This window comes from Roseateles amylovorans (assembly GCF_025398155.2).
GTDB lineage: Bacteria > Pseudomonadota > Gammaproteobacteria > Burkholderiales > Burkholderiaceae_C > Roseateles > Roseateles amylovorans.
Genome location: NZ_CP104562.2, coordinates 2,894,524 through 2,920,520, shown reverse-complemented (window position 1 = coordinate 2,920,520; position 25,997 = coordinate 2,894,524). Strand labels below are relative to the sequence as shown.

17 protein-coding genes are annotated in these 25,997 nt (G+C 67.7%); 3 read left to right on the top strand and 14 right to left on the bottom strand.

Annotated elements, in window-relative coordinates:
• Window positions 1–187 precede the first annotated feature (187 nt).
• The 6 genes from tssC to N4261_RS12285 form a co-directional block, all read right to left on the bottom strand.
• Window positions 188–1,687, bottom strand: a complete 1,500-nt coding sequence (tssC, locus tag N4261_RS12310) for a type VI secretion system contractile sheath large subunit (RefSeq protein WP_261760425.1) — start codon at window positions 1,685–1,687, stop codon at window positions 188–190.
• A 38-nt stretch (window positions 1,688–1,725) separates the two neighbouring features.
• Complete coding sequence (tssB, locus tag N4261_RS12305; RefSeq protein ID WP_261760424.1) at window positions 1,726–2,229, bottom strand: type VI secretion system contractile sheath small subunit; 504 nt, start codon at window positions 2,227–2,229, stop codon at window positions 1,726–1,728.
• A gap of 176 nt (window positions 2,230–2,405) precedes the next feature.
• Window positions 2,406–3,431 carry a type VI secretion system protein TssA gene (tssA, locus tag N4261_RS12300; protein ID WP_261760423.1) on the bottom strand — a complete coding sequence of 342 codons (1,026 nt, stop codon included), beginning with the start codon at window positions 3,429–3,431 and terminating at the stop codon, window positions 2,406–2,408.
• 173 nt (window positions 3,432–3,604) lie between these two features.
• On the bottom strand, window positions 3,605–5,383 hold the full coding sequence (locus tag N4261_RS12295) for an ATP-binding response regulator (RefSeq protein WP_261760422.1): 1,779 nt from the start codon (window positions 5,381–5,383) through the stop codon (window positions 3,605–3,607).
• 65 nt (window positions 5,384–5,448) lie between these two features.
• On the bottom strand, window positions 5,449–6,153 hold the full coding sequence (locus tag N4261_RS12290; RefSeq protein ID WP_261760421.1) for a response regulator transcription factor: 705 nt from the start codon (window positions 6,151–6,153) through the stop codon (window positions 5,449–5,451).
• Window positions 6,154–6,628: 475 nt separating this feature from the next.
• On the bottom strand, window positions 6,629–7,129 hold the full coding sequence (locus N4261_RS12285; protein WP_261760420.1) for a DUF4148 domain-containing protein: 501 nt from the start codon (window positions 7,127–7,129) through the stop codon (window positions 6,629–6,631).
• A 509-nt stretch (window positions 7,130–7,638) separates the two neighbouring features.
• Between N4261_RS12285 and N4261_RS12280 the strand changes: the two genes are divergently transcribed.
• Complete coding sequence (locus N4261_RS12280; protein WP_261760419.1) at window positions 7,639–8,991, top strand: glycoside hydrolase family 53 protein; 1,353 nt, start codon at window positions 7,639–7,641, stop codon at window positions 8,989–8,991.
• 79 nt (window positions 8,992–9,070) lie between these two features.
• Window positions 9,071–11,743 (top strand): TonB-dependent receptor, encoded by a 2,673-nt coding sequence (locus N4261_RS12275; protein WP_261760418.1) that lies wholly within the window; start codon window positions 9,071–9,073, stop codon window positions 11,741–11,743.
• A 261-nt stretch (window positions 11,744–12,004) separates the two neighbouring features.
• On the opposite strand, the gene N4261_RS12270 is transcribed toward N4261_RS12275, so the two are convergent.
• The 8 genes from N4261_RS12270 to N4261_RS12235 all read right to left on the bottom strand — a co-directional run bounded on the left by N4261_RS12270 (window position 12,005) and on the right by N4261_RS12235 (window position 23,459).
• On the bottom strand, window positions 12,005–13,174 hold the full coding sequence (locus tag N4261_RS12270; RefSeq protein WP_261760417.1) for a beta family protein: 1,170 nt from the start codon (window positions 13,172–13,174) through the stop codon (window positions 12,005–12,007).
• A gap of 424 nt (window positions 13,175–13,598) precedes the next feature.
• Window positions 13,599–14,741 (bottom strand): glycoside hydrolase family 53 protein, encoded by a 1,143-nt coding sequence (locus N4261_RS12265; protein WP_261760416.1) that lies wholly within the window; start codon window positions 14,739–14,741, stop codon window positions 13,599–13,601.
• A 198-nt stretch (window positions 14,742–14,939) separates the two neighbouring features.
• Window positions 14,940–15,998 (bottom strand): galactose-1-epimerase, encoded by a 1,059-nt coding sequence (locus N4261_RS12260; protein ID WP_261760415.1) that lies wholly within the window; start codon window positions 15,996–15,998, stop codon window positions 14,940–14,942.
• Complete coding sequence (gene malG, locus N4261_RS12255) at window positions 15,998–16,888, bottom strand: maltose ABC transporter permease MalG (protein ID WP_261760414.1); 891 nt, start codon at window positions 16,886–16,888, stop codon at window positions 15,998–16,000. The genes N4261_RS12260 and malG overlap by 1 nt, the downstream gene beginning before the upstream one ends.
• A 21-nt stretch (window positions 16,889–16,909) precedes the next feature.
• Window positions 16,910–18,469 carry a maltose ABC transporter permease MalF gene (gene malF, locus N4261_RS12250; protein ID WP_261760413.1) on the bottom strand — a complete coding sequence of 520 codons (1,560 nt, stop codon included), beginning with the start codon at window positions 18,467–18,469 and terminating at the stop codon, window positions 16,910–16,912.
• Window positions 18,469–19,770, bottom strand: a complete 1,302-nt coding sequence (gene malE, locus N4261_RS12245) for a maltose/maltodextrin ABC transporter substrate-binding protein MalE (protein ID WP_261760412.1) — start codon at window positions 19,768–19,770, stop codon at window positions 18,469–18,471. The genes malF and malE overlap by 1 nt, the downstream gene beginning before the upstream one ends.
• A complete protein-coding gene (locus N4261_RS12240; protein WP_261760411.1) occupies window positions 19,764–20,921 on the bottom strand; it encodes an ABC transporter ATP-binding protein in 1,158 nt (385 codons plus the stop codon). The genes malE and N4261_RS12240 overlap by 7 nt, the downstream gene beginning before the upstream one ends.
• Window positions 20,922–20,924: 3 nt before the next feature.
• Entirely contained in the window at window positions 20,925–23,459 is a 2,535-nt protein-coding gene (locus N4261_RS12235) for a beta-galactosidase (protein WP_261760410.1), read from the bottom strand.
• Window positions 23,460–23,831: 372 nt separating this feature from the next.
• Between N4261_RS12235 and N4261_RS12230 the strand changes: the two genes are divergently transcribed.
• Window positions 23,832–25,898, top strand: coding sequence for a beta-galactosidase (locus N4261_RS12230; RefSeq protein WP_435532062.1), 2,067 nt, complete (start codon window positions 23,832–23,834; stop codon window positions 25,896–25,898).
• The last annotated feature ends 99 nt before the right edge of the window (window positions 25,899–25,997 follow it).

The following is a 25,997-nucleotide window of genomic DNA, read 5'->3' as shown; positions in this document are numbered from 1 at the left end:
TGGGAACGAGCCCCGCGTCAACGCGTGCGGGGCTCAAAAAACGGGCCGGGGGGCCCGGAACCTTGAACATGCCCGGACCGGAATGGCCGGGCATGAGGGGAAGTGTGGAAACGTCGTCGTCAAACGGGGGCGGCAGCTGCCGCCGGGTGAAGCCACGGCACGGTCACGATGCGACCGCGCCCTCGCCTCACTTGCCCTTTTCCGACGGCAGCTTGGAGACCAGTCGCAGCGACACGGTCAGGCCTTCGAGCTGGTAATGCGGACGCAGGAAGAATTTCGAGGTGTAGTAGCCGGGGTTGCCGGGGATCTCCTCGACCAGCACTTCGGCCGCGGCCAGCGGCTTCTGTGACTTGGTGGTCTCGGACGAATTCGCCGGATCGCCGTCGACGTAGTTCATGATCCACTTGTTGAGCCAGCGCTCCATCTCGCTGCGCTCCTTGAAGGAGCCGACCTTGTCGCGCACGATGCACTTCAGGTAGTGAGCGAAACGGGTGCACGCAAACAGGTAGGGCAGCCGCGCCGCCAGATTGGCATTGGCGGTGGCGTCCGGATCGTCGTACTCGGCGGGGCGCTGCAGCGACTGGGCGCCGATGAAGGCGGCGAAGTCGGAGTTCTTGCGGTGGACCAGCGGCATGAAGCCGTTGCGCGCCAGCTCGGCCTCGCGGCGGTCGCTGATCGCGATCTCGGTCGGGCACTTCATGGCCACGCCGCCCTCGTCGGTCGGGAAGGTGTGGGCCGGCAGGTTCTCGACCGCGCCGCCCGATTCCACGCCGCGGATGCGGGTGCACCAGCCGTAGCTCTTGAAGGACCGGTTGATGTTGGCCGCCATCGCATAGGCCGAATTGGCCCAGGTGTAGGCGTTGTGGTTGCCGCCGCCGGTCTCTTCCTCGAAGTTGAACTCCTCGACCGGATTCGTCTTCGCGCCATAGGGCAGGCGCGCCAGGAAACGCGGCATGGCCAGGCCGATGTAGCGCGCATCGTCGGATTCGCGCAGCGACTTCCAGGCGGCGTATTCCGGCGTACCGAAGATCTTGGTCAGGTCACGCGGATTGGCCAGCTCCTGCCACGAGCCCATCTGCATCAGTGACGGATTGACCGCTGCGATGAAGGGCGAATGCGCGGCCGCGGACACCTTGGCCATTTCGCCCAGCAGCTCGACATCCGGCGGGCTGTGGTCGAAGTAGTAGTCGCCGACCAGGCAGCCGAAGGGCTCACCGCCGAACTGGCCGTATTCCTCTTCATAGACCCGCTTGAACAGCGGGCTCTGATCCCAGGCCGCGCCCTTGTAGCGCTTGAGCGTCTTGCCGAGGTCGTTCTTCGAGATGCTCATCACGCGGATCTTGAGCTGCTCGTCGGTCTCGGTGTTGTTGACCAGATAGTGCAGGCCGCGCCAGGCGCTTTCCAGTTGCTGGAACTCGGCATGGTGCAGGATGGCATTGACCTGGTCGGACAGCTTCTTGTCGAGCTCGGCGATCATCGCCTCGATCGAGACAATGATGTCGCTGCCGATGAGTTGCGTCTGCGACAGCGCTTGCTGCGCCAGCGTCAGCACCGCCTGTTCGACGGCGGACTTGGCCTCATCCGTCTTGGGCTTGAATTCCTTGTTCAGCAGCTGCGCGAACTCGCCGCCTTCGTACTCGATGCCTTTGAGTGAGGCGGCTGATTGGGCGAGGGTCTCTTCGGCCATGGTGGGTGCTCCCGATGCGTGCAGGGGGATGGTGGGCGTTATTGCGCGTCAGGCTTTTGCGGTGCGGAAGCCAGGGACTTCAGCAGCGCCTCGTCCTTGACGACCTTGGCGATCAGTTGCTCGGCGCCGGCCTTGCCATCCATGTAGGTGATCAGGTTGGCCAGTTGCTGACGCGCTTCCAGCAGTTGCTTCAGGCCGTCGACCTTGCGCGCCACGGCGGCGGGCGAGAAGTCGTCCATGCTCTCGAAGGTGACGTCCACCATCAGGTTGCCCTCGCCGGTCAGCGTGTTGGGCACGGCAAAGGCGACGCGGGGCTTCATCGCCTTCATGCGGGCGTCAAAGTTGTCCACGTCGAAATCGAGGAACTTGCGGTCCGACACCGGCGGCAGCGGCTCGGACGGCTTGCCGGACAGGTCCGACAGCACGCCCATGACGAAGGGCAATTGCACCTTCTTCTCGGCGCCATACAGCTCCACGTCGTATTCGATCTGAACGCGCGGGGCGCGGTTCCTGGCAATGAACTTCTGGCTGCTGGTGGCCATGGCTGCTCCTTGGGGTGGGTGTCGTCGGGCGGCGTTGTTGTTGGAAGGGTGATCGGTCGCGGGTCGGCTATCGAATCGGGCGGTCGGGCGGTCTGGGTTGAGGTCGTCGCTGGGTGCGTGATCCGGGAGGCGGGATCAGCACGCGGCGCCGCTCAGGCACAGGACCGCGGTTCGGCTCATTCGGGACTGCCGGCCAGCTTCTCGATCTCATGCAGGCCGTCCGGCACGAGATCTCGAATGATGTCCATGAAGTTCTTGCTCATCAGGCGCTGTGCGCGGCGGATCAGCAGCGGCGCCGGATTGCTGGGCTCGTTGTGTTCGATCCATTCGCAGACGCGCTGCAGCGCCCGCATCGCATCCTCGCGGCTGGCAATGACGCCACTGCCGCCGGCCACGACGCGTCCCGGCGTGGCCACGACATCGGCAGCGCCAACGCCGTCCGCGCCACCGTCGGTCGCGGCCTGGGCGGCACCGCCACCCAGTTGAGCCGCCACCGCAGCCAGCGGCTTGAGCAGGCGCACCAGCGGCGCGATGTCCGGCCCTTGTCCAGGGCCGAGGTGTTGTTCAATGGCCGCGCCCAGCGCCTGCGCCGCGGCCACGCCGGCGGACAGGCGATCCACCAGCGAGGGATCCTGCGCGGCCTGGGCGGACAGGCCGTCCAGCAGGCCTTGGGGAGACGGCACGGATTCACCGTCCATCGGATCGGCGCCACCGAAGGCGAGTTCGATGTCGCGCACCCGGGGACCGCCGCGCTGGCCGGTCAGGCTGGCGGCACGCAGGTCGGCCAGGGCGCCCGCGTTGCTGACCAACGGCAGCAGCGCATTCAGACGCATGGTGGGATCGTTGCCATCGCTGGCATCGAGCTGCGGATGGACATGGGCCCAATGCTGCTCCAGCAGCCCCTGGGTCAGTCGCAGGGCCTGCAAGGCAGCCCCGTAGCCCTGAAGCCGGGCGGCGCTGCGGACCAGGTAGACCGCGATGCGCAGGTCGCGCGTGCGCTGGGCCAGGGCCAGGGCTTGTTCCTGGACCTTGATCCAGTCGGGCTCTTCGGCGGGGATGACTGTGTCGCCGTACTGCTGTTCGGGTTTGCCCTCACCGGCGGTCTGAAGCGCCAGGAAGGCAGCGTCGTACTCCAGGTCCGGGCCGCAAGGGGCATCGTCCTGGAGGGAAACCAGCAGCGCGTCGAGATCAAGGTCAGCCATTGGAGGCGATAAGCACAGGTCAAAGAGGATGTGCTGGACTCTATTGATCCCGGCCGCAAAGCGCAGTGGTCGAAAGTCACTTTCTGAGGGGATCACCCCTGACAGGGTGGTCAATCAGGCGACAAGAGGCCCCGCCTCGCCCCGTTCCGGGGCCGAATCAGGCCCGGCACCGCTCAGGAGACCATGCCCCGGAGCGCATTGAACAGCTTGCGCGGCTGCAGCGGCTTGAACAGCACGGTGTGTCCGCTGTCGGTCGCGCGGCGCAATTCCTCCCGGCTGGTGTCGCCGGTGACCAGGATGGCGGGCACATCGCGGCCCAGCAGACGCCGCACGCCCTGAATGGCGGAGATGCCGTCCGGCCCCTCCCCCAGGTGGAGATCGGACAGGATCAGGTCCGGCACCATGGCGCGAGACCGCACGATCTGCTCGGCTTCCTCGGCCGTGGCCGCCTGTCGGGATTCATAACCCCACTCTTCCAGCAGGATCCGCAAGCCCTCCCGGATTGGCTCCTCGTCATCGATCACCAACACCGAGCGCGGCTCCATCACCGGCATGGGGATGGTGTCGGCGGCGCCGATCACATCCTGGATCTCGGAGAGTTCCCCGATCGGAATGCCGATCCGGAACATCGTGCCCTTGCCCGGGCGCGACGAGACCATCAGCGGATAGCCCAGCAGATGGGCCAGTCGCTTGACGATCGCCAGGCCCATGCCCAGCCCCTGCGCGCGACTGCGCTCGCCATGACCGATCTGGTAGAACTCCGCAAAGATGCGAGGCAGGTCGGCCGGCTTGATGCCGATGCCGGTGTCCCAGACCTCGACATTGATGTGCGTCGCCGTGGTGCGAGCCACCACCACCACGCCGCCGTGTTCGGTGTATTTCAGCGCGTTCTGCACCAGGTTGCCGAGGATGCGCTCCAGCAATTGCGGATCGCTGCTGATCGATTTGCCGCCCGGCGAAAACCGCAGCCCCAGGCCGGCGGCTTCCGCCTGACCGGCGTAATGCATGTGCAGCCGGCGAAACAGGTCCCGCAAGGGGAAATGCTGGATGTTGGGCTCGACGGTGCCGGCGTCCAGTCGCGAGATGTCCAGCATTGCATTGAACGAGCGCTCCAGCCCTTCGATCGAGCGCATGACATTGCGCACCAGCGGCTCTTCCGCGCTGCCCTGCAGGCGGCGCTCCAGCGTCGCGGCAAACAGGCCCAATGCGTGCACCGGCTGGCGCAGGTCATGGCTGGCAATCGCCAGGAAGCGGCTCTTGTCCTGATCGGCCCGCAGGGCATCGTCGCGCTGCTGCCCCAGCTCGATGACCTGGTCATCCCGTTGCATCACCCAATGCTGATTGCGGTGCCAGCGGTGGTGCTCCAGCAAGGCCAGTCCGGCCACTGCCGTCGCTGCGGCGAACCACGCCGCGCCCTGAAGTGGCCGTTCCAGACCGCCGTCCTGCATCAGCCGGGCCAGGCCTTCGGAGGCCGGCAGCAAGGCCACTGCCGCCGCGCCGCGCCCCATCGGCGCCAGCAGGACCGCCATCACCGTGGAGGCGGCGGCCAGCAACGGCCCGGCCAACGGCGCCCGGGCGCCAGGCATTTCGGCGACCCAGGGATGCAGACAGAGCAGCGCCAGACATCCGGCGCCCTGCAGCAACATCAGGCGCCGCCCCTTGGGCGTGTGCAGCGACGCGCGGACACCCGGGCGCGACAGTCGATGAGACATGTCCCGCGCGGTCCAGACACATCCGCTGGCCAGCAGTGCGACGCCCACAAACCAGAGCAGTAGTCCCGACGAGATGGTGCGGCCCGCCGCAGAGACGACGAGCGGCAAGGCCACCGCCGCGAGCAGCCAGGGCCAATGGGCCCAGGCCTCGTCAAAGGCGGCATCCTCCAACCGGCGCGCCAGGGCGCGCCGTTCCTGCTTGCGACCCTCCTGCAACGATTCATCGCTGTCGCGGGACACGCCCGCGACCGCAACAAAGACACCGTCAGGAGAAGGTCGACCCTCCCGCTTCGAAGCCAAGCGGCTCAGCGGAACAGGCTGATCATGTGCGAGCGCGACTTCACGTCCAGCGCCAGCAGCAGCGAGGACACATAGTTCTTCACCGTGCCCAGCGACAGCAAGGTGGAATTGCTGATCTCCTGATTGCTGCAGCCCGACAGCACCAGCTCGAGGATTTCCAGATGGCGCGGGCCCAGTTCAGCCACCCGGTCGTACATCGCCGAGGACGGGAAGCGCGGGAACAGCGAGCCGCCTTGGGTCGCGGCGCGACGCTGTCCATCACCCAGCAGCGCCCGCAGCGTGCTGCGCATTTCCGACATCAAGGCACCCTTGGGCAAATAGCCGACGGCGCCCAGCGCCCTCGCCTGCCGCACCACGAATTCGTCCTGCGTGCCGCTGAACACGACCACGCGAGCATCAGGAAAGGTTTCCATGAACTGGCGCAGGCCCTGCAGGCCCTTGCAGTCGCCCAGGTTCAGGTCCAGCAGCACGGCGTCCACGCCGGCGCCTTCCATGCAATCGGTATACGCCTGAAGGCCTTCCTGCAGCGAGGATGCCTCGACCCAGTCGATGCTGATCTCATCCAGGGACTGATAGAGCGTGCGGATGCCCGCGCGGACCAGTTCATGATCGTCAACCAGCAACACACGACGCTTCACCGGCACCGCGGCCAACGCCGACATCGCGTAACCGGTGTTTCCGCCCAAAGCGAACACTCGTGGATCGGACATGACTTCCATACGGCCTCCCTGCCTGTCGTGGCTGATCTCGTTGCCCGGCCAGATCGCCACATTTCCTGCTTCACCGGGACCGGAGGCATCTTAGGCCGGTGGGGTCACAAGACACCCCCTAAGAAGGGGGAAGTCCGGAAGGGGAGACGCAACAGTTGTTACTGGATTTCTCTCGGACTCATCTCTCGCACAAAAACCTCGGATAACTCTCACTGGAAAATGATTGAAAACAGGTTTTTTAGTGGGTTTTTGAGCTTACGGTGTAGAGCAAAAGGTGGGGTTGCAGCGGACTGGCGCTGTCTCTCGCACTGCTGATCGTGTAAGGGCTGATTCGGTGTGCCTGAGCCGGCGCTGCGACCCCAAAAAAAGCGACCGAAGTCGCTTGAGGGATTGGAGAAGGCAGGATCAGGACGGCGGTGTCACTCGTCGTTCAAACGAGGTGACGGATGTCGCCATCCGTTCGATCTCCATGCGTTCAACGGCGATCCGCCACGGCACGAGACCGCTGGGCCGGGCGCCGGGTCGCTGATTCGAACTCCGGGGCGTAGCCGCCTTCGCTGTGGATCTGGTCCAGCGAGCCATCGGCGCGGGCACGCGCCAAGGCTTCCAGTACCTCTTCGCGGGACAGCCCGCCATCGGTGCCTTGAGCGGCGGCGACAAACTCGGGCGCATAGCCGCTGTCGCTCTGCATTGCGGCCAGGCTGCCATCGGCACGCGCACGTTCGGCGGCATGAATGACTTCTTCGCGGGATTTTTTGATGGTCGAACGCTTCGTGGCGCGCTCGAATTCCAGGGCATAACCGGCTTCGCTCTGGATCTTGGCCAGAGAGCCGTCCGCGCGAGCGCGGGCGATCTCGTCAATGACTTCGGCGCGCGTCTTGGCGCCGTCCGGCTCCGGCGTCGCCGCCAGGACGGCGAAGGGGGCGCCAGCGACCGACAGGACCAGCATGGACAGGGACAGGGCTTTCTTGTACATCAGGGGGAACTCCATGGTTGAGGCAACAGAAACAACAACAGCCGCCTCACAAAGCAAGGCGATTGACGTGGTGTAGTCACCTGTTCCGCCGCTCCGTGTCGCCCCGAGCGCCTGTGCCAAGTCCGTAACCTGATTTAGATCAACGCATGGCGTCGCGCGCCGGAACCCGGCACCTCACTGGCGCGACCGGTCGCGTCTGGTTACCTGGCGGGCACCGCGGTTGACCGACACTTCACGGCCCTGACGCGCCCTCCCCGACGGCGCACCGGGCGCTGCGACGCACGTCAGCGAGCTCTTGCCGCGACGCGCCCCGCCCGTCACTAGCCCCGCCAACACGGCGCTGGCAGCGGGTGCGAGCACAGTCCTCCGCCGCCTGCCTTCCGGGAAAGCCCTCACTGCCGACGAATGACAAATCAACGACACTACGATCAGGTTAAGCGATTAACCTATCGAACCGAAAAGCAACTACAAGGGGCCCGTCCACGGGCGAGCTCCGGAGTGAGACAGACTTGAACGACCCCCGCCTACAGGACGGCACTCCCTTCGGCGCCGTAACTCGACGAAACTTGCTGCTCGCTGGCGCGGCACTGCCCTTCGCCGTTCCGGCGTCGGCGGATGTCGTCCCCGGCGGCGCCACTGCCACAGCCTCCGGCCCCGGCCTGGCATCTGCTGCGGGGAGCGCCCCTGTCGCGGCGGCCTGCACCCCAGGGCCGGCCACGCGCCACGCCCGTGACTTCATCCTGGGCGCCGATGTGTCGACCCTGGACGTCGTCGAACGTGGCGGCGCCCGGTTCACCACGGCGGACGGTCGATCCGGCACCGCCCTGCAGATCCTGCGCGCGGCGGGCGTCAACTGGGCCCGGCTGCGGCTGTGGCACACACCGGTGAATGCGGCCGATGTGATCGAGGGCGACCGCATCATCTCCCGACACGGCGAACCGGTCGGCGGCGGCAACAACGGTCTGGCGCTGACGCTGGCCTTGGCCAAGCGCATCCAGGCACAGGGCATGAAGTGGCTGCTGGACATCCACTACAGCGACTTCTGGACCGATCCCGGCAAGCAGGCGAAACCGGCAGCCTGGGCCAAGCTCAGCGGCAAAGCCCTTCAGGACGCGGTTGAACGCTATACCGTTGAGGTGCTGACCGCCCTGCACCGCCAAGGCACCGATCCGGACATGATCCAGGTCGGCAATGAAATCAATGGCGGCATGCTCTGGCCGGATGGCAAGACCTGGCGCGAAACGCCCGACGAAAAAATCGGCGGCCACGACGCGTTTGCGGCCCTGCTGGCTGCCGGGATTCGCGGCGTTCGGGCCACCGACACAATGCGCGGCAAGCGCCTGCCGGTGATGCTGCACCTGGCCCACACCGGGGACGGCAAGAGCGGCGAGCTGTTCCGCCGCGTCTACGACCAGTTCGAAGCGGCCAAGCTCGACTACGACATCATCGGCCTGAGCTGGTACCCCTACCACCACGACGACTTCACGCAACTGCGCGCCAATCTGCGCGATCTGTCCGACCGCTACCGCAAACCGCTGGTGGTGGTCGAAACCGCCTATGGCTGGCAACCGGAAAATCCCGGCGGCGGCCCGGCGGTCTTCAATCCTGAAGGCGCCCAGCGCGGCGGTTATCTCGCCACCCCACAAGGCCAGGCCGACATGCTGCGTGACCTGGTGCAGGCGGTGGCCGCCGTGCCCGAGGGCCTGGGCGTCTTCTGGTGGGAACCCGCCTGGCTGAATGTCCCCGGCGCCGGCTGGCGCACCGGCGAAGGCAACGGCTGGGCCAACCAGACCTTGTTCGACGCCCAAGGTCGCGCCCTGCCGGCCCTGAAGGTGTTCCGCGATTCAGCCCCTTGCCGGTGAACTGATCCGCCTTCGTTCTGCGCGCCGTCCGCGCCACCGCGTCACCCATACCAACGATCAACAATTTCGGAGACCTCCCATGACCCGTTCCACCTCCCGCACCCCCGGCGATCACGTCCACCAGCCCTCCCCGGCCACCCTGCTGAGCGTCGCGCCGGTGGCGCTGGCCTGCGCGGCCCTGATGTCCCCGTTCGCCGCCGCCGCACAGCAGGCCGCCACGCCGCCCGCGGCAGCCGCCTCCGAGGCCGGCCAGTTGGACACGGTGGTGGTTCAGGGACAGCGCTCCAGCCTCATCAAGGCCCAGGACATCAAGCGCAATGCGGAACAGGTGGTGGACTCGATCGTGGCCGATGACATCGGCAAGCTGCCGGATGCCAACGTGGCCGAAGCGCTGCAGCGCATCACCGGTGTGCAGATCTCGCGCAACCGCGGCGAGGGCGACCGTGTCCAGGTCCGCGGCCTGCAACAGACCCAGACCCTGCTGAACGGCCGGGTGATCTTCTCTGCGGGCAAGGAACGCGGCCTGTCCTTCCAGGACGTGCCGGCCGAGCTGCTGGCCGGTGCGGACGTCTACAAGACCCCGACGGCCGAGCTGATTGAAGGCGGCATCGGCGGCGTCATCGACCTGCGCACCCGTCGCCCCTTCGACTTCGCCGGTTTCAAGCTGGCCGGCTCGGTCAAGGCCACCCAAGCGGAACTGGTCGACAAGAACAATGCCGAAGGCTCGGTGCTGGTGTCCAACCGCTGGCGCACCGCCAGCGGCGAATTCGGCGCGCTGCTGAGCGTCTCCGCACAAAAGCGCAATTACCGTTCCGACACCCAGGAGCTGGACAACCCCGCAGCGCTGGCCGACGGCTCCGGCACCGTGGCCCCGCTGGGCCACTGGCTGGCCTATGAGTTCGGTGAGCGCGACCGCAAGGCCGCCAGCGCCTCGCTGCAATGGCGCCCCGACGCCCGCAGCGAATACACGCTGGACCTGAACCATACCCGTCTGAAGAGCCGCACCGATGTGTTCGGCCATTACGCGTCGCCGTTCTGGGCCAACTTCAGCGCGACCGCCAACCAGGGCCAGCTCTGGCCCAACGGCGAGATCAAGATCGACAGCAACGGCCGCTTCGTCTCGGGCACCTTCTGGGGCGCGAGCATGAGCACCTCCGGCTCGGTGGCCGACGAGGACACCCGCATCAACCAGATCGCCCTGGCCGCGAAGTGGAAAGTGGCCGATGCCATCGTGCGCAGCGACCTTAGCCACACCACCAGCAAGTTCGACCGCTTCTACCAGGAAGTGCGCCTGGGCACCTTCAGCGACGATCCGGCCACCTACAGCTATGACCTCAGCACCAAGCTGCCGTCGGCCGGCTCGGCCACCTCGCAGCTGAGCAATCCGGCGAACTACTGGGCCGACAAGGCGCTGTACTTCCGCATCAAGAACACCGGCCGCGAAACCGCCTGGAAGACCGATGTGGACAAGCCGGTCGACCTGGGCATCGTGACCAAGCTGCGGGGCGGCGTGCGTCTGGCCGACCGTCGCGCCGACAGCGCCGAGATCAACACCATCGACGATCTCTGGATGTTCAACCTGTCGTCGATCCCGAACATCGGCCTGCTGCCCTACAACGACCTGCTGAAAGACGCGGGCCACGGCAACATCGCTCGCCAATGGCTGACGGTGACCAACACCGACTGGCTGCGCGACGCCGCCGCGGTGCGTGGCACCTTCAACCTGGGCATTCCGGACTTCGACCCGGCCCAGACCTTCAACTACAAGGAACGCAGTGGCGCGTTCTATGTCGCGAGCGACTTGGACACCAGCCTGGCGGGTCTGCCGCTGACCGGCAACGTCGGTCTGCGGGCCGTCAAGACCAAGACCGCACGGGACTACTCGACCGTGGCTGGCGACCGTGTGAGCCTGGACAAGAGCGATACCGACTGGTTGCCGTCGCTGAACCTGCGCTTGGAGTTGCGTCCGGACCTGCAAGCGCGCCTGGGCCTGTCGCGGGTGGTGACCCGCCCGAACTTTGACCAGCTCACGCCCAGCCTGAGCCTGAATGTCAACGATCGCACCGGCTATCAAGGCAATCCGGAACTGGACAAGCTGCGGGCCAACCAGGTCGATACGACGCTGGAGTACTACATCAGCCAGAGCGACAGCGTCTACGGCGCCGCGTTCTACAAGGAGGTCTCCGGCTTCATCCAGACCTCCAGCACCCAGAGCACCATCAACGGCACGACCTACACCGTCACCACGCCGACGAATGGCCGCGACGGCCGCATCCGCGGCCTGGAGCTGGGTTACCAGGGCTTCTTCAACAAGCTGCCGGGCCTGCTGCGTGGTCTGGGCCTGCAAGCGAACGTGACCTATGTGGACAGCGCCGCTCCCAGCCCGATCGACGGCCGCAGCGCGCCGCTGGAGGGCTTGTCCAAGCGCAGCGCCAACCTGGTCGGCATGTATGACCTGGGCGACTTCTCCGCACGGCTGGCCTACAACTGGCGCAGCGCCTACGCGATCGGACCGCGCCTGAGCTATCCGACCAACGACGGCGTGACGGTGCAGACGCCGGTGTCGATGAAGGCCTACGGCATGGTCGATGCGTACTTCAGCTATGCCCTGACGCCCAAGCTGCGCATCGCCATCGAAGGCAACAACCTGACGAAGACGGTTCGCCGCAGCACCTACACCGACTACAACCTGCCGCGCGGCACCTACACCGACGATCGCCGCTTTGCGATCAGCCTGCGCGCGGAGCTCTGAGACGAGGCCCGGCGGAGAACAGGCCGCATCGAAGGAGCGGCGGTGGAGGCCTGCCATCAAGCGGCCTCCCTTCACGAAACGGCCGCGACACCGCTCACCAGCGGGGTCGCGGCCGTTGTCATTGCGAGGTTCCTTGCGCCTTCGGCGCGCGGACGCCGACTGCTCACCGCCAGCCGCCAGCCGCAACCGCAACAGCAACAGCAACAGCAAGCGCAGCCTGAAACCGGCGCCTCCCGAAGCCACGATGGGCGGGCGTCCCGCTCAGGCCTCCAGCAGATCCTCGACGCCGCACTCGTGCCACTCCAACGGCTCCTGGCCTCTCCCTCCGATGATGCGGGCGGGGGACGGCCGCATCGACAGCTCCACCTGACGCGCCAGGTGAATGTTGATCCGCACCGCCAACCAGGCCGCCGGACCGCGGGCGAACACCTCACCCTGCGCCGCCTCGACGATCATCCGTTCCCCCCAACAATCCAGCTCGCCCATGCCGGGCTCTGACGCCATCAGCGCGCTGGCCACCATCGCATAGCCCGCACGGCTCTGGTCATTCAAGCGGCGGTGGAAGACCCAGCTCGTCTCCTTCGGATAGTCGATGCGGGCGGTCCAGTCGCTGCCGTCCGCCGTGGGGCGCGGCTGTGGATGCAAGGCACCATAGTCGCCGTAGGCCACCAGGGCATTCCCACCCAGGCGCGCGTGCAGGCTGCGCTCCTGGATCTCCAGCACCCCGCGCTGCGCGCCGCCCGTGCCCATCGTCCCCATCGTCCCCATCGCCCCCATCGGGCCCAGCGCGCTCAGGCTGAACTGCTGCACCGATGCCGGGAAGCTCGTCCCCAGCATCACCACGATCAAGTCCGGATAGGCCATGCGCAGCCGGATCAAGGCCTGGGTCAATACCCGCCAGCTCTCGAACAGCGCGCCGCGCAGATACCCGCAGTCGAGATAGACGACCGCGTTGTCCGTATCGTCCAGCGCATGCAGCGCGCCCAGCACCTGCTCGATCTCGGTTTCGGGATGGCGCACCCGAAACGCCAGGCGTCCCAGAACCCGCTCCACCAGCACCGCCTGCCGCACCAGCGCACGCCGGTCTCCTCGCGTCTCGAACTGCATCACGGGAATCGCGCCCTCCAGGTCGCCGACAAAGCTTCGCCACGCGAGGAAGGCCTGTGCCGGATCGAACAAGGGGGCGACCGAATCTCCAGCGGGCTGATGCGGGCTGCCCACGTTCAGCAGATAAGGTCGACCCCGCATCAGGTCACCGATCCGATCCACCGCCCGTCGGGTTTCCTGGGCAGGCACCCAGCCGCCCAAGGTCATCATCGGCAAGATCTGGTCCAGCCGCTCGTCATCCATCTCGGTCAGGGCTCGCATCTCGGCCTGCCGGGCCCGCAGCGCGGGAAAGTAGGCGAAGTCTTCGAATCTCATGTCCAGCATCGTGATCTCCTTGCGTCAACCGCCACACCATGTCGCGGTCTTCGCACCGTAGAGAACGACGCCTCGCCTGTGGAAAAAAGCGGGCCGCGCATTGACGCACCACGCCTGCACCCCCTCCAGGGTCGGATCGAATCGGTCCGCTGAGCGGCCGTGTGTCCCCCGCACAGGGGTAACTCGGCGGCATGGATTCGCGCGCGCCCCACAGGAGCGCCGAGGGAAGCCGCCGGAAGAACGGCCGTCTCCCGACGGCCGCTCGACAGGATCAAGGCGGTATCGGCGGGCGCCACGGCCACAACAGCCACAACGGCCACAACGGCCACCGCAGCCACAGCGGGCTCGACAGTCGCAACTGCCGCAGCGCCCACGAAGGACCCGCAGGCCACGACCGCCTCGGCCTCAGCCGTCAGCCGTCAGCGGTCAGCCCTCAAAACGGATCCAGCGCCGTGGTGAATCGTCCCGATCCATCCAGCGCGCCCCAGGTATAGCCCTGCCAGCCCGGATAAGCCTGCGGCTCCCAGTACAGCACGCCCAGTCCCTTGGCACCGAGTGCGGACACGCGGGTCAGCACATCGGCCAGCATGGCCTTGGAGGCCGCCGCCTGCTGCCAGTCCATGCCGGTCTCGGCCACCACCACCGGCTTGCCATAACGCGAGACCATGTCGGCCATGTTGGTCGACAGCGCCGCATTGCGGCTGCTCCAGTTGCTGGCGGTCGGATAGTGGGACAGGCCGATCACGTCGTAGCGGGCACCGTGGTTCTTCATGCCGTCGAAGAACCAGCGGAACAGCGCGTTGTCATGGCCGTTGGACAGATGCAGCACCACCTGGGCGCCGGAGAACACCGCCTTGGTCGCCTCAAAGCCACTGTTGATCAACTGCACCAGGTTGCCGAAGTTGCTGCCGGAGGCTTGTCCGGTGGGCCACAACATGCCGCTGTTGATCTCGTTGCCGACCTGCACATAGTCGACATTCACGCCGTTGTTCTTCAGGTAGCTGAGGATGCCTTGGGTATGCGCATACACATCGGTGACCAACTGGCTCAGCGAATGGCTGGACCAGGCGGCCGGCTTGGTCTGCTGCCCGGGGTCGGCCCAGCTGTCGCTGTAGTGGAAGGTCAGCATGATCTTCTGACCCTGCGCCATGGCGCGCTTGGCTTTGTAGAGCGTGTCCGCGCCGTCGCACCAGCCGCCCGAGGGATTCACCCACACCCGCAGCCGGATGGTGTTCACCCCCAGGTCCTTGAGCAGCTTGAACGGATCGGTCTTGGTGCCGGCGGCGTTGTAGAAGCTGTAGCCGGCCGATTCCTCCTGGCTGACCCAGCTGACATCCGCGCCCTTGAGCAAGGTCGCCGCGAAGGCCGGAAACGCGGCCAGGCTGCCGGCCAGCCCGAGGCCGGCCCCCAGGCACTGGCGCCGGGTCAGTCCCGCGGCCGAGGAGGCCGCCGGTCCCCCGTCGGCCGATGGATGGCCCGTGGCATCGAGGGCGCTGATCGCGCTGTTGGCCGTCATCACGCCCGCAGGGCCGTGCGCTGCCGTGGATGGGTGCTTGAGTTCCTTCGTCTTCTTCATTCCCCTGTCTCCTTTCATGGTTGTGGTGAGGGAATCGCGAGTCTCCGAAAGTGAAATCAAATCAAATCAAGGCGACGCCGGGCAGTGGCAGTGGCAGTGGCAGTGGCAGTGGCAGTGGCAGCGGTGGCAATGGCAGTCGCAGTCGCAGTCGCAGTCGCAATGGAAACCGAACCTCCCAATGCACGGCCGATGCGGACCTCAAGCCCGGAAGCGGTAACGGATCCGATGGCTCCAGAGGCCGCCCGGTTGCAGCCAGCAATCGGGTTGCGGCCATTCCGGATGGTGCGGACTGTCGGGCAGGTACTGCGGCTCCAGGGCAATGCCACCGAAGGCCGGCCAGCACGGTGAGCAGTGCTGCGTTCCGGAGGCCAGGAACTCGCCCGTATAGACCTGCATCGCCGGCAGCGTGGTGAAGACATCCATGGCCACCAGGCCGTCGGCGGACTTCAGCGTCGCGGCCGGTCGCGCCATGGGCGTGGCAGAGGGATCGAGCAGGAAGGCGTGGTCCAAGGGCTTCTCAATGGCCCGCAAGGTGCGGAAATCGAATCGCCCGGTCGACCCCTCCTGAACCACACTGACAGGCCCACCCGTCGGCAGGCCGTGGCCGTCCACCGGCAGCACCTGCGAGGCCGCGACCTGCAGCCGTTGATGCCGCACATCGACGTCGCCATGACCGTCCAGTTGAAAATACGCATGATTGGTCATGCCCACCGGACAGGCCCGCGGCCCGCCCAGTCGTGCGCGGAGTTCGATCTCCACGCCCAGGCCGCCGAGCAAGGTGTAGAGCACCTCCACATCCAGCGCCCCCGGAAAGCCCTGATCGCCTTCTGGCGAGTGCAGCCCCAGGCGAATGCGGTGATCGGTCTGCTCAAGCAAGGTCCAATCCCGCTGATGAAAGCCGCCGGGGCCGCCATGCAGTTGGTGATTGAGGCCCGGCTCGCTGGCCAGCGTCCAGGCACGCTCCTCACGGCGCAGCTTGAGCCCGGCGATGCGGTTGGCCCAGCGGCCGATGGTGGCGCCGACATAGGCCAGATTGCGGCGCTGCGAATCCAGGTCATCAAAGCCCAGCAGCACCTCGCGCGAGGTGCCGTCACGCAGCGGCACGCGGCAGCCGACCCAACTCGCGCCGTAGCCCAGCACCCGGATCTGCAGCCCGTCCGGCCCGGTCAAGGTCCAGGCATCCGCCGCATCGGCACACCGCGTGCGCGCACCCGCGGCGTCAGGGGCCGCCGGTCCCGGCTCAAGCGTGTCGGCCATCATTCCTTCACCCCGCCTGCGGTCAGGCCGGCGACCAGCCAGCGCTGCATCAGCAGGAACATCAATGTCAGCGGCAGTCCGGCCAGCAGCGCGGTCGCGGCGAAGTCGCCCCACAGATAACGCTGATTGAACAGGAACAGCCGCGAGCCGACCGCCAGGGTCAGTTGTTGCTCATCATGCAGCAGCACCGAGGCCACCGGATACTCGATCATCGCGCCCAGGAAGGCCAGCACGAACACCACCGCCAGCACCGGCTTGGCCAGCGGCAGCAGCACCATCACGAAGGACTGCCAGCGGCTCGCGCCGTCCACCGCGGCGGCCTCTTCCAGGTCGGGCGGAATGCTCTCGAAATAGCCCTTGACCAGCCAGATGTGCTGCGCCACCGCGCCGGTGTAGGCCAGCGCCAGGCTCCAGTGGCTGTTGAGGCCCAGCCAGGGCACCCAGTCGCCCAGCCGATCGAAGATCGCGTAGATGGCCACCAGCGCCAGCACCGACGGGAACATCTGCAGCAGCAGCATCGCTGTGAGCGTGCCCTCCCGTCCGGCGAAACGCAGACGGGCAAAGGCATAGGCGCTGGTCACCGACAACGCCAGGCAGACCGCCGCACTGATGATCGCCACCTTCAACGAATTGAAGATCCACTGCAGCACCGGGAACGGCGGTGGCGTCACATTCCCCTGGGCGTCGACCACCGACAGGCCCAGCGCCAGCCGCCAGTGCTCGAAGCTGATCTCCTTCGGAATCAGGCTGCCGCCGGCGAAGTTGCCCGGCCGCAGCGAGATCGAGACGATCATCACCAGCGGCAACAGGCTGATCACCACGAAGGCGATCAAGAAAGCATGCAAAGCCAGCACGCGCCAGCGTTGCGAGGAGGTCATCACCATGGCCATGACGGTCCGCTCCTGCCCGGCTCAGCGCCGGGCCGATTTGGCGCTCGCGAAGAAGCGCAGGTTCACATAGGCCAGCAGCGCCACGATCACGAACACGATCGAGGAAATGGCGCAGGCCAGCGCGTAGTTCTGTCCACCGTCGTTGAACGCGATGCGATAGGTGTAGGACGCCAGCAGATCGGTCGCCCCCACCGGCACCACCGTGTCGAGGTAGTCCGGTGCGCCCTCGGTCAGCAGCGCGATCAAGGTCAGGTTGTTGAAGTTGGCCGCGAACGAGGCCACCAGCAACGGCGCCATCGGCCGCGCGATCAAGGGCAGCGTGATGCGGAACAGGTTGGTCAGCGGTCCGGCGCCGGCCAGGGCGGAGGCCTCATACAGATCCTCCGGGATGGCCTTGAGCAGGCCCATCGCCAGGATCATCATGTAGGGATAACCAAGCCAGGTGTTGACCGTCAGCACCATCGCGCGGGCCAGCGTCGCATCACTGAACCAGCCGGGCCGCACGCCGAAGAGCAGGTCCAGCACCAGGTTGATCTCGCCCAGGTTCTCGTTGAACAGGCCGCGAAACACCGGAATCGAGATGAAGGCCGGCACCGCATACGGCAGGAACAGCGCGATCCGATAGGCCGATCGCCCCTTCAGCGCCGGCCAGCTCAAGGCCACCGCAAAGAACAGCCCGAGCGCGAAGGTCAGCAACGTGTTGAGCGTGGCGAAGCTGACGGTCCAGGCGAACACCCGTCCGAAGGGCTCCAGGAACTGCCGGTCGCCGAAGATCCGCACATAGTTGGCCAGGCCCACTCCGGTGCGGAAACCCGGCTCCAGGGCGCGGCCCGAGGCATTGCGCCAGACGCCGGCCGCATGGTCTGCGGTCACCAGGCGACCGTCGCGCAGATCGGTCAGGTGATCGTCGTCGACCGCCACATAGCGCGGCGACTGGTCGCTGATCCGATGCAGGCTGGACAGGCGCCACTGCCGCCCCTCCGGCGTGCGCATCACCAGCACCTGCAACTGCGGCAGCAATTCGACCAATGCCCGGCCGTCCAGTCGCTGGGTGGTGGCCAGCCCCTCGGCCGGCAGCTCGCCGGCCAGCAGCGGGACACCCGCCTTCGGATCGGGGGTGATGGTGTCGGCCGCCTTGGGCAGGTCGAACAGATCGCTGTGCCAAGCCTGCCCATCGTCGCCCATCAACTGCACCCGATAACGCGGCTGCGCCGGATTCGCCCGGTCGCGCAGCAGCGCCAGGTCCATGCCCAGGCCTTCGCTTTCGGTGCGTTGCAGCAGGATGCCGGTGGCGCGCTCGAACGACAGCAGATGGGCCGAGCTGTAGTTGGTGAAACCGATGCCCAGCGTGAAGCCCATCGGCAGCACGATGAACATGATCACGGCCAGCAGCCCCGGCATCACATAGCGCCAGGCCTGCAATCGCCGCGAGAACTGCAGCAGCACGAGCAGGCCGGCCGCGCCGAGCACCGCCATCGCCCACAGCGACTCATGCGCGCGAAGCAACTGCTGGCTGATGAACAGCAAGCCCAGCACCGCCGCCAGGTTCAGGCCGTGCAGGCCCCAGGTCACCGCGCGCATCAGCTGGACTCCTTCATGTCGCCGGCCGCACGGGTGGCGAGCTCAGCGCCCTGCCCTGCCGCGGACGAACTTGCGCCATCGCCGCCTTGCGTGCCCTTGTCGCCGGCCACGCGGCGGGACGCCCGCGCCAGTCCATCGGCCACCGTCTCGCGGCCTTGGGTCACGCTTTGCACGGCGGCATTCATGGCGGTCCAGAAACGCGCCATCTCCGGAATGTTGGGCATCGGTTCGCCCTGCTGCGCCGCGGCGCTGGTCCCCGCCACCAGCGGATCGCTCTTGAGCGCGTCCAGCACCCGCAAGTTGGCCGGCACGCCCAGCGGCACATGCGCCTGCATGGCCATCAGACCGGCCTCGCTCAGGAGGTAGTTCTCGATGAATTCGGTGGCCAGCAGCGGTTGCCGGCTGGCCGCGCAGACCATGGCGCCGAGCACACCCACCATCGGTCCACCGGGGCGCCCCTTCAGCGACGGCAGCGGCGACGCCGCCACCCGCAAGCCGCTCTTCTTGAGGTTGTTCCAGCCCCACGGACCGTTGATCGTCATGGCCACGCGGCCTTCATTGATCGCAGCCTCGCTCTCCGCGTAGGTTGCGGTGCGGGGCACCAGGCCCTCGTCCACCAGACGCTTGAGCAGACTCATGCCCTGGCGGGTGCCGGCCGTGTCGATGCCGTTGTCCGCAGCGTTCCAGCTGCCGTCCTCGCGCCGGGCGAAGGCATAGCCGCCGCCGGCCGACATCAGCCCATAGGTGTAGTAGAACTCGTTGTAGGGCCACATGATGGCCCGACGCCCCTGCGGCCGCAGTCGGCGGTCCAGCTCGAAGACCTCGTCCCAGGTGCGCGGCGGGCGCGGCACCAGATCCAGGTTGCAGATCAGCGCGACCGATTCGATGGCCATCGGATAGCCCCAGGTCCGACCGCCGATGCGCCACGGCGACCAGGCCAGCGGCGCGATCTCCTCGCGCAGCCGACGCGACGGCGCCACCGGACGGATCAGCCCGGACGCGGCCCAGCCGCCGGCGCGGTCATGCGGCCAGATCCACACATCCGGCCCCTTGCCGGCCGCGGCGGCCTGCTCGAACTTGGAGACGCCGTTCTCCGGATGCTCCACCCGCAGCGCCACCCCGGTGTCACGGGTGAAGTCCTCACCGATGCGGGTGATGCCGTCATAGCCCTTGTCGCCGTTGATCCAGACACGCAGCGGTTCCTGCCGGCCCAGCAGTCCGGCGCGGGCCGGCCCCGAGAGGGCCGCTGCGCCCAGCCCGACACCCGCGGCCAGCGCCTGTCGACGCGAGCGATTCAACATGCCGGCGCCTCCTCGTGCAGACGCAGCACGGCCTCGCCGCGCGCATCGAACACATGCAGTTGGTCGCGCAAGGCGGCCACCGGCACCGATTCACCGATCGACGGCGAGGCGGCACCTTCCGGCAGGCGCAGCACCAGCGCGCCGCCGGGGCCGCTGAGATAGGCCAGGCTCTGGTCGCCGAGATGCTCCAGCCACTGGACCTGGGTCTGCAGCGGCTCGGTCAGGCGCGGATCGTCGCCACGGACGGGACGCAGATGCTCGGCGCGGATGCCCACGGTCACGGTCTCGCCGTCGGCCAGGCCGTCCGCCCGCATCGGTGCGGTCAGGGTCGTGCCGTCGCCCAGCGCAAGCACCACGCCGTCGGCCCGGCGCTCACGCACCTGCGCCGGCAAGAAGTTCATCCGCGGCGAGCCCAGGAAGCCCGCGACGAACAGGTTGCGAGGCCGGTGATAGAGCGTCAGCGGCGCGCCGCACTGGGCCACGCTCGCACGCGCCTCAGTGGCGCCGGGGGGCGGCGGCTGCAGCAGCACCATGCGGTCGGCCAAGGTCATCGCCTCGACCTGGTCATGGGTCACGTAGATCGAACAGGCGCGGTCCTGGCTGCGATGCAGTCGGGCGATCTCCAGCCGGGTCTGCTGGCGCAGGGCCGCATCCAGGTTGGACAAAGGTTCGTCGAACAGGAACACCCCGGGCTGGCGCACCAGCGCACGACCGATGGCCACGCGCTGACGCTGGCCGCCGGACAGCTCCCGCGGCTTGCGCTGCAGCAGATGGTCGATCTGCAGCAGACGGGCGACCTCCTCGATCCGACGCCGGGCCTCGGGCTTGGGTACCCGGGCAATGCGCAGGCCGAAGCCGAGGTTCTCCGCCACATCCAGATGCGGATAGAGCGCATAGCTTTGGAACACCATGGCCACGTCGCGCTCGCCTGGGGCCAGCTCATTGACCCGGCGTCCGCCGATGCGCAGCTCGCCGGTGCTGATGGTGTCCAGGCCGGCGATCATGCGCAGCAGCGTCGACTTGCCGCAGCCCGACGGGCCGACGAAGACGCAGAACTCGCCTTCCGCGATGTCCAGCGAGACCTCATGCACCGTGGGCACACCGCCCTCGACATAGGTCTTGCCGATCCGATCCAGTTGCACGGATGCCATGCGTCAGCTCCAGGCTCGTACGTCGGACCAGGCCTCGCCCAGCACCCGCACGGTTTCGCGCCGTTCCACGGTCAACACCGCCGCGCGCAGATGGGCGCCCTCGCCGGCCGCGTGTGCCGCCGGTTCGCGGAAGACCGGCAGGTCCGCCGCCATCGGCACCACGCTCAATTCCAGGGCGGGCCAGCCGCCCTCCTGATGCCAGCGGTCCAGGCCGATCAGCCAGGGGCTGCCGTCGCAGAAGCGGTCGTCCACCACCGTTCCGTTGGCCGAGAGCCGGGCCACATCGCCCACCAGGTCCAGGCGCAGCCACAGCCGCGAGCGACCCGCGTCCGCGGCCAGCGCCGCGGTGGCTTCGGCCGGCACGGTCAGGGCCCAGCGCGCCGCCGTCAATTGGGCGGACTCGTCGGGCACCAACGGCACCGGGCCGTCACGCCAGCTGATGTGCGGTCCCCACTGGATGGCCGGCGGCGCACCGGCGATGGCCAGCACCTCCTGCTGCAGCGTCCAGGTGCGACCGGGTTCGGCCGCCCAGTGCCAGGCGGCCCAGTCCACCGCAGCCGACTCGCGCTCGCCGCCCAGTTGATCGGCCGGATACAGCCGCACCCAGCCCGCCTCATGCGTGGCGCGGTGCAGCGTGACGCTGCCTTCCGCCTCGTTCCAGGTGGCAGCGTGGCTGGACCACAGCAAGCGGTCCCGTCCGCCCAGACGCACCCGCACCGCATTCGCCGCGTCGGCCTCGGACAGCACCAGCACCTGATGGGCCCGACCCAGCGCATCGCGCAGGGTCACGCGTTGAGGCCGATGGCCGGCGGCGAAACGCAGACGCCAGCCACTGCCGTCGGACAGGCATTCGGCATCGGCGCCGTCCACCTCCAAGGTCGACAGGCCCAAGGCGTCAACGATCATTTCGGCGGTGACGCCATCGATGCGCAGGCCCACCCAGGTCACCGCACCGTCGGCATCGGTCCAGCGCGTCAGCGGCTGCACCGTGGCCTGGCGCATGCGGACCTCGCCCAGACGCTGGCCGATCGGCCAGATGAAGGACAAGCCCGGAATCAGGTCCACTGTCCCCTGCGACGGCAGGCGCAGCGGCTCGCCCGAAGCGGGCTGCAGCACGATCTGCTGGGCCGGCATCGCGGGCAGCGGATGGTGACGCACATGCTGATTGACGAACACGAAGCCGGTCATCGACGCCGCATCCGCTCCCGCAGCGCGCAGCGACACCCGCGGGCGCTCGCGATCGGCGGGATCGAACGGACCCTGCGCCGGCAGCACCGCCTCCAGCGGCGCCAGCGTGTCGCCGAAGGCCTGCATGAACTGATGCAGCATCCGCAGCCGGCCCCAGGACGGCCGCACCTGGCCGTACTGGCCCAGCGGGGCATGGAAGTCGTAACCCCATTGCGGCACATCGTTGGGATAGCCGCTGGCCTGGGTTTCATTCAGCGGACCGGTCTCGCAGACCGGGTTGGTCCCGCCGTGGTACATGTAATAGCCGTACAGGTTGGCGCCCGAGCCCAGCTGGACCAGGGTCGTCGCGTACACGTCTTCCGCGCTCACCACCGGCCGGCGGTGATAGCTCTGATGCATGCCGCCCCCGGCCTCCGCCAGGCAGAACGGATAGTGCGCGGTGTCGATCAGGCCGGCGGCGGGTGTGCCGTCCACATTGCCCATCTCGCCGATCACCCGCCGGGTGTTGAACAGGAACACGCCAGAGGGCGGCAGCGCCTCCCGCGATCCCTGCCAGAACCCGTCGGCATAAGCGCCGGACACCGGCAGCACTTCCTGCGGCGGGATGTCCAGCGTGGGCCAGCCGGTCACGGTGTAGATCGGCACCGTCATGCCGGCCTCGATCGCCAGCCGCTTCAGCGCGCTGATGTGCTCATGGCCCTGACCCGGACCGGTGGCGCCGTATTCGTTCTCCAGCTGCAGACCGATGACCGGCCCGCCGTCCGCCCACAGGCGACCCTTGACCTGCGCCGCAATCTGGCCGAACAGCCGCTTCACATGGCCCAGATAGATCGGATCGTTGCAACGCAGCGGGCCCGTCGCCGGCAGCCAGCGCGGGAAGCCGCCCAGCAGCACCTCGGCATGCACCCAGGGCCCCGGGCGCAGATAGACCAGCAGCCCGGCCTCCGCCGCCAGATCGACGAAGCGGGACAGATCACGCTGTCCGGACCACAGCCACTGTCCTTCATGCGGCTCGTGGTGATTCCAGATCACATAGCTGGCCACCACATCCACGCCGCCGGCGCGCATCTTGGCCAGCTCCGACGCCCATTCCGACTCCGGGAACCGGCTGTAGTGGAACTCGCCCATCACCGGCATCCAGGGACGCCCGTCGCGGGTGAGGTAGCGGCTGTTGACGCCGATCCGCGGCGCGCCGGCCGGGCTCGTTGCCGCATCAGCACCCGGTTCGGCGCCCGCAGGCAGCGCCTGTGATGCGTCCGGCTGGTAGTGGCCCAGGTTCAGAAAGCCGGTTTCCGGCACGGAAACGGCGGTCGGCACAGGCACGACCACCGGATGGATTGTCTCGCTCACGTTTGTACAGCCCGTCCGTTGCAGACAGGTTAATCGATTAATTTGAGGCAGTAGACCAAGCGTCCGAGGCCCCCGCAATGCGGGTAACCACCAAGATGCCGGAATGGGGTGACGTCAGCGTCGGCGATCGACGGACGGACGCCAGATGCCGCCAAGGCGCCAAACGCCGTGGCCGCTCTCTGTGGGGCGCGCCCGTGATTCTATGCGGGCGGCGCCGGACTGACCCGACCGACGGGCTGCCCGGCGCGCCCGTCGGTCGGACATTACGCCTGCGCCCGATTGACAGCATCCGGGACGCTTGCTCCAATCGGATTAATCGCTTAACTCATTCCACCCGACGCTGCCGTGAATCCTTCCCATCCGTCGACCCCGCTGCGCCTGGGCGTGTGCTACTACCCCGAACAATGGCCCCGTGAGCGCTGGCGCGACGACGCCCGCGCCATGCGCGAGCTGGGCCTGTCCACGGTGCGGATCGCCGAATTCGCCTGGTCCCGCATGGAGCCCGAAGCGGGCCGCTTCGACTGGTCATGGCTGGACGAGGCCATCGAGGTCCTGGCCCAGGAAGGCCTGCAGGTGATTTTGGGCACGCCCACCGCCGCCCCGCCGCAGTGGCTGGTGGAGGCCCATCCGGACGTCTTGCCGATGGATGCGAACGGTCGCGTCAAGGCCTTCGGCGCCCGGCGGCATTACTGCTTCTCCAGCCCGTCGATGATCGAGGCTTCACGCCGCATCGTCACCGCGATGGCGGAGCGCTACGGTCGCCATCCGGCCGTCATCGCCTGGCAGACCGACAACGAGTACGGCTGCCACGACACCATCCTGTCCTACACGCCGGCCGCCCTGGCGGCGTTCCAGCGCTGGCTGTCGGACCGCTACCGCAGCATCGAGGCCCTCAACGAGGCCTGGGGCACCGCCTTCTGGGGGCTGCAGTTCCTGAGCTTCGAGCAGGTGGGTTTCCCGGTCGGCCAGCCGACCGATCCGCTGCCGAGCCATGCCCTGGACTTCCGCCGCTTTGCCTCGGACGAAGTCATCCGCTTCAACCGGATGCAGGTCGAGATCCTGCGGGCCCATGCGGTGGATCGACCGGTGCTGCACAACTTCATGGGGCTGTTCGGGGATTTCGATCACCACACCCTCGGCGCGGAACTCGACATCGCCGCCTGGGACAGCTATCCGCTGGGCCATGTGGACACCGCCGCCCGATTCCTGACCGAGCCGGAGCGCCAGCAATGGGCCCGCACCGGTCATCCGGACCTCAGCGCCTTCCATCACGACCTCTATCGCGGCATCGGCCATGGCCGCATGTGGGTGATGGAACAGCAGGCCGGCCCGGTGAACTGGGCGGCCTGGAACGCCCTGCCGCTGCCGGGCATGGTGCGGGCCTGGACCTGGGAGGCCTTTGCCCACGGCGCCGAGCTGGTGTCGTATTTCCGTTGGCGCCAGTTGCCCTTCGGTCAGGAGCAGATGCATTCCGGCCTGAACCGGCCGGATGGCGTGCTGGACCTCGGCGGCCATGAAGCCGCTCAGGTGCGCGCCGAGATCGAGCAACTGCTCGAGGCCGGCGGCCCCGACGCGCTGACCACCGCACCGGCCCGCGTCGCCCTGGTGGTGGACTATCCCTCGCTGTGGATGAGCCAGATCCAGCCGCAGGGCGCGGACATGGCGGGCTTCGGCATGGCCGTCCGCTATTACTCGGCGCTGCGACGCCTGGGCCTGGATGTCGACGTCGTGGGCCCGCAGGACGATCTGCGCGCCTATGCCCTGGTGGTGCTGCCCGGCGTGCTGCACCTGCCCGAGTCGCTGACCCGACAGCTGTCCGGCCTGTCCGCCGTGGTGGTGGCCGGCCCCCGCACCGGCAGCAAGACGGACAGCCTCGGCATCGCCACCCCGCTGCCCCCGGGGCCGCTGTGCAAGTTCCTGCCCATCCGCGTGCGTGCGGTCGAATCGATGCGTCCGGGTCGCCGTTACGCCGTGGCCACCTCGCTTGACGACTTCGACTACCGCGTCGATGTCGCCCAGCACAACGGCCCGCAGGGCGGCCCCACCGGCGAACTGGTCGGCCACGGCCAGCAGTGGCGTGACCTGATCGAGCCGGAGGTCGACCTGCCGCCGGTCATGCGGGTGCATGAACGCTTCGAGGACGGCTGGCCGGCCCGCGTCAGCCATGGAACCTGGCACTATCACGCCGGTCTGGTCGACGAGGCCCTGCTCCAGCGCTGGATGGCCGAAGCCGCCCGCGCCGCCGGCCTTCAGCCGGTCGCCCTGGACCCGAATGCCGCCGGCCTGCGCCTGCGCCGCCGTGGCCGCTGGCAGTTCGCCATCAACCACGGACCGCAACCGGCGACCGTCCCGTCACCCGAAGGCGCCACACGCCTGCTCGGCGATGCGACACTGCCGGCCGGTGGCGTCGCCGTCTGGCGCCTGGCGGACGGCACCTGACCCCAGGGGCCGCCCGCGCTTGTCCTCATTCCACCGGCACGCTGCGTGCCGTAAGGTTCCGCCCGCGACGCCATGCCGCGCCCTGTCCGGCAAGGCCAA

Excerpts from the sequence above, each read along its gene's own strand:
- malF (WP_261760413.1), bottom strand. The coding sequence starts at position 18,469 with ATGCGCGCGGTGACCTGGGGCCTGCACGGCCTGAACCTGGCGGCGGTG.
- N4261_RS12290 (WP_261760421.1), bottom strand. The coding sequence starts at position 6,153 with ATGTCCGATCCACGAGTGTTCGCTTTGGGCGGAAACACCGGTTACGCG.
- malG (WP_261760414.1), bottom strand. The coding sequence starts at position 16,888 with ATGGCCATGGTGATGACCTCCTCGCAACGCTGGCGCGTGCTGGCTTTG.
- malE (WP_261760412.1), bottom strand. The coding sequence starts at position 19,770 with ATGTTGAATCGCTCGCGTCGACAGGCGCTGGCCGCGGGTGTCGGGCTG.
- N4261_RS12260 (WP_261760415.1), bottom strand. The coding sequence starts at position 15,998 with ATGGCCGACACGCTTGAGCCGGGACCGGCGGCCCCTGACGCCGCGGGT.
- N4261_RS12240 (WP_261760411.1), bottom strand. The coding sequence starts at position 20,921 with ATGGCATCCGTGCAACTGGATCGGATCGGCAAGACCTATGTCGAGGGC.
- N4261_RS12265 (WP_261760416.1), bottom strand. The coding sequence starts at position 14,741 with ATGAAGAAGACGAAGGAACTCAAGCACCCATCCACGGCAGCGCACGGC.
- N4261_RS12270 (WP_261760417.1), bottom strand. The coding sequence starts at position 13,174 with ATGCTGGACATGAGATTCGAAGACTTCGCCTACTTTCCCGCGCTGCGG.
- N4261_RS12285 (WP_261760420.1), bottom strand. The coding sequence starts at position 7,129 with ATGTACAAGAAAGCCCTGTCCCTGTCCATGCTGGTCCTGTCGGTCGCT.
- tssA (WP_261760423.1), bottom strand. The coding sequence starts at position 3,431 with ATGGCTGACCTTGATCTCGACGCGCTGCTGGTTTCCCTCCAGGACGAT.
- tssC (WP_261760425.1), bottom strand. The coding sequence starts at position 1,687 with ATGGCCGAAGAGACCCTCGCCCAATCAGCCGCCTCACTCAAAGGCATC.
- N4261_RS12275 (WP_261760418.1), top strand. The coding sequence starts at position 9,071 with ATGACCCGTTCCACCTCCCGCACCCCCGGCGATCACGTCCACCAGCCC.
- tssB (WP_261760424.1), bottom strand. The coding sequence starts at position 2,229 with ATGGCCACCAGCAGCCAGAAGTTCATTGCCAGGAACCGCGCCCCGCGC.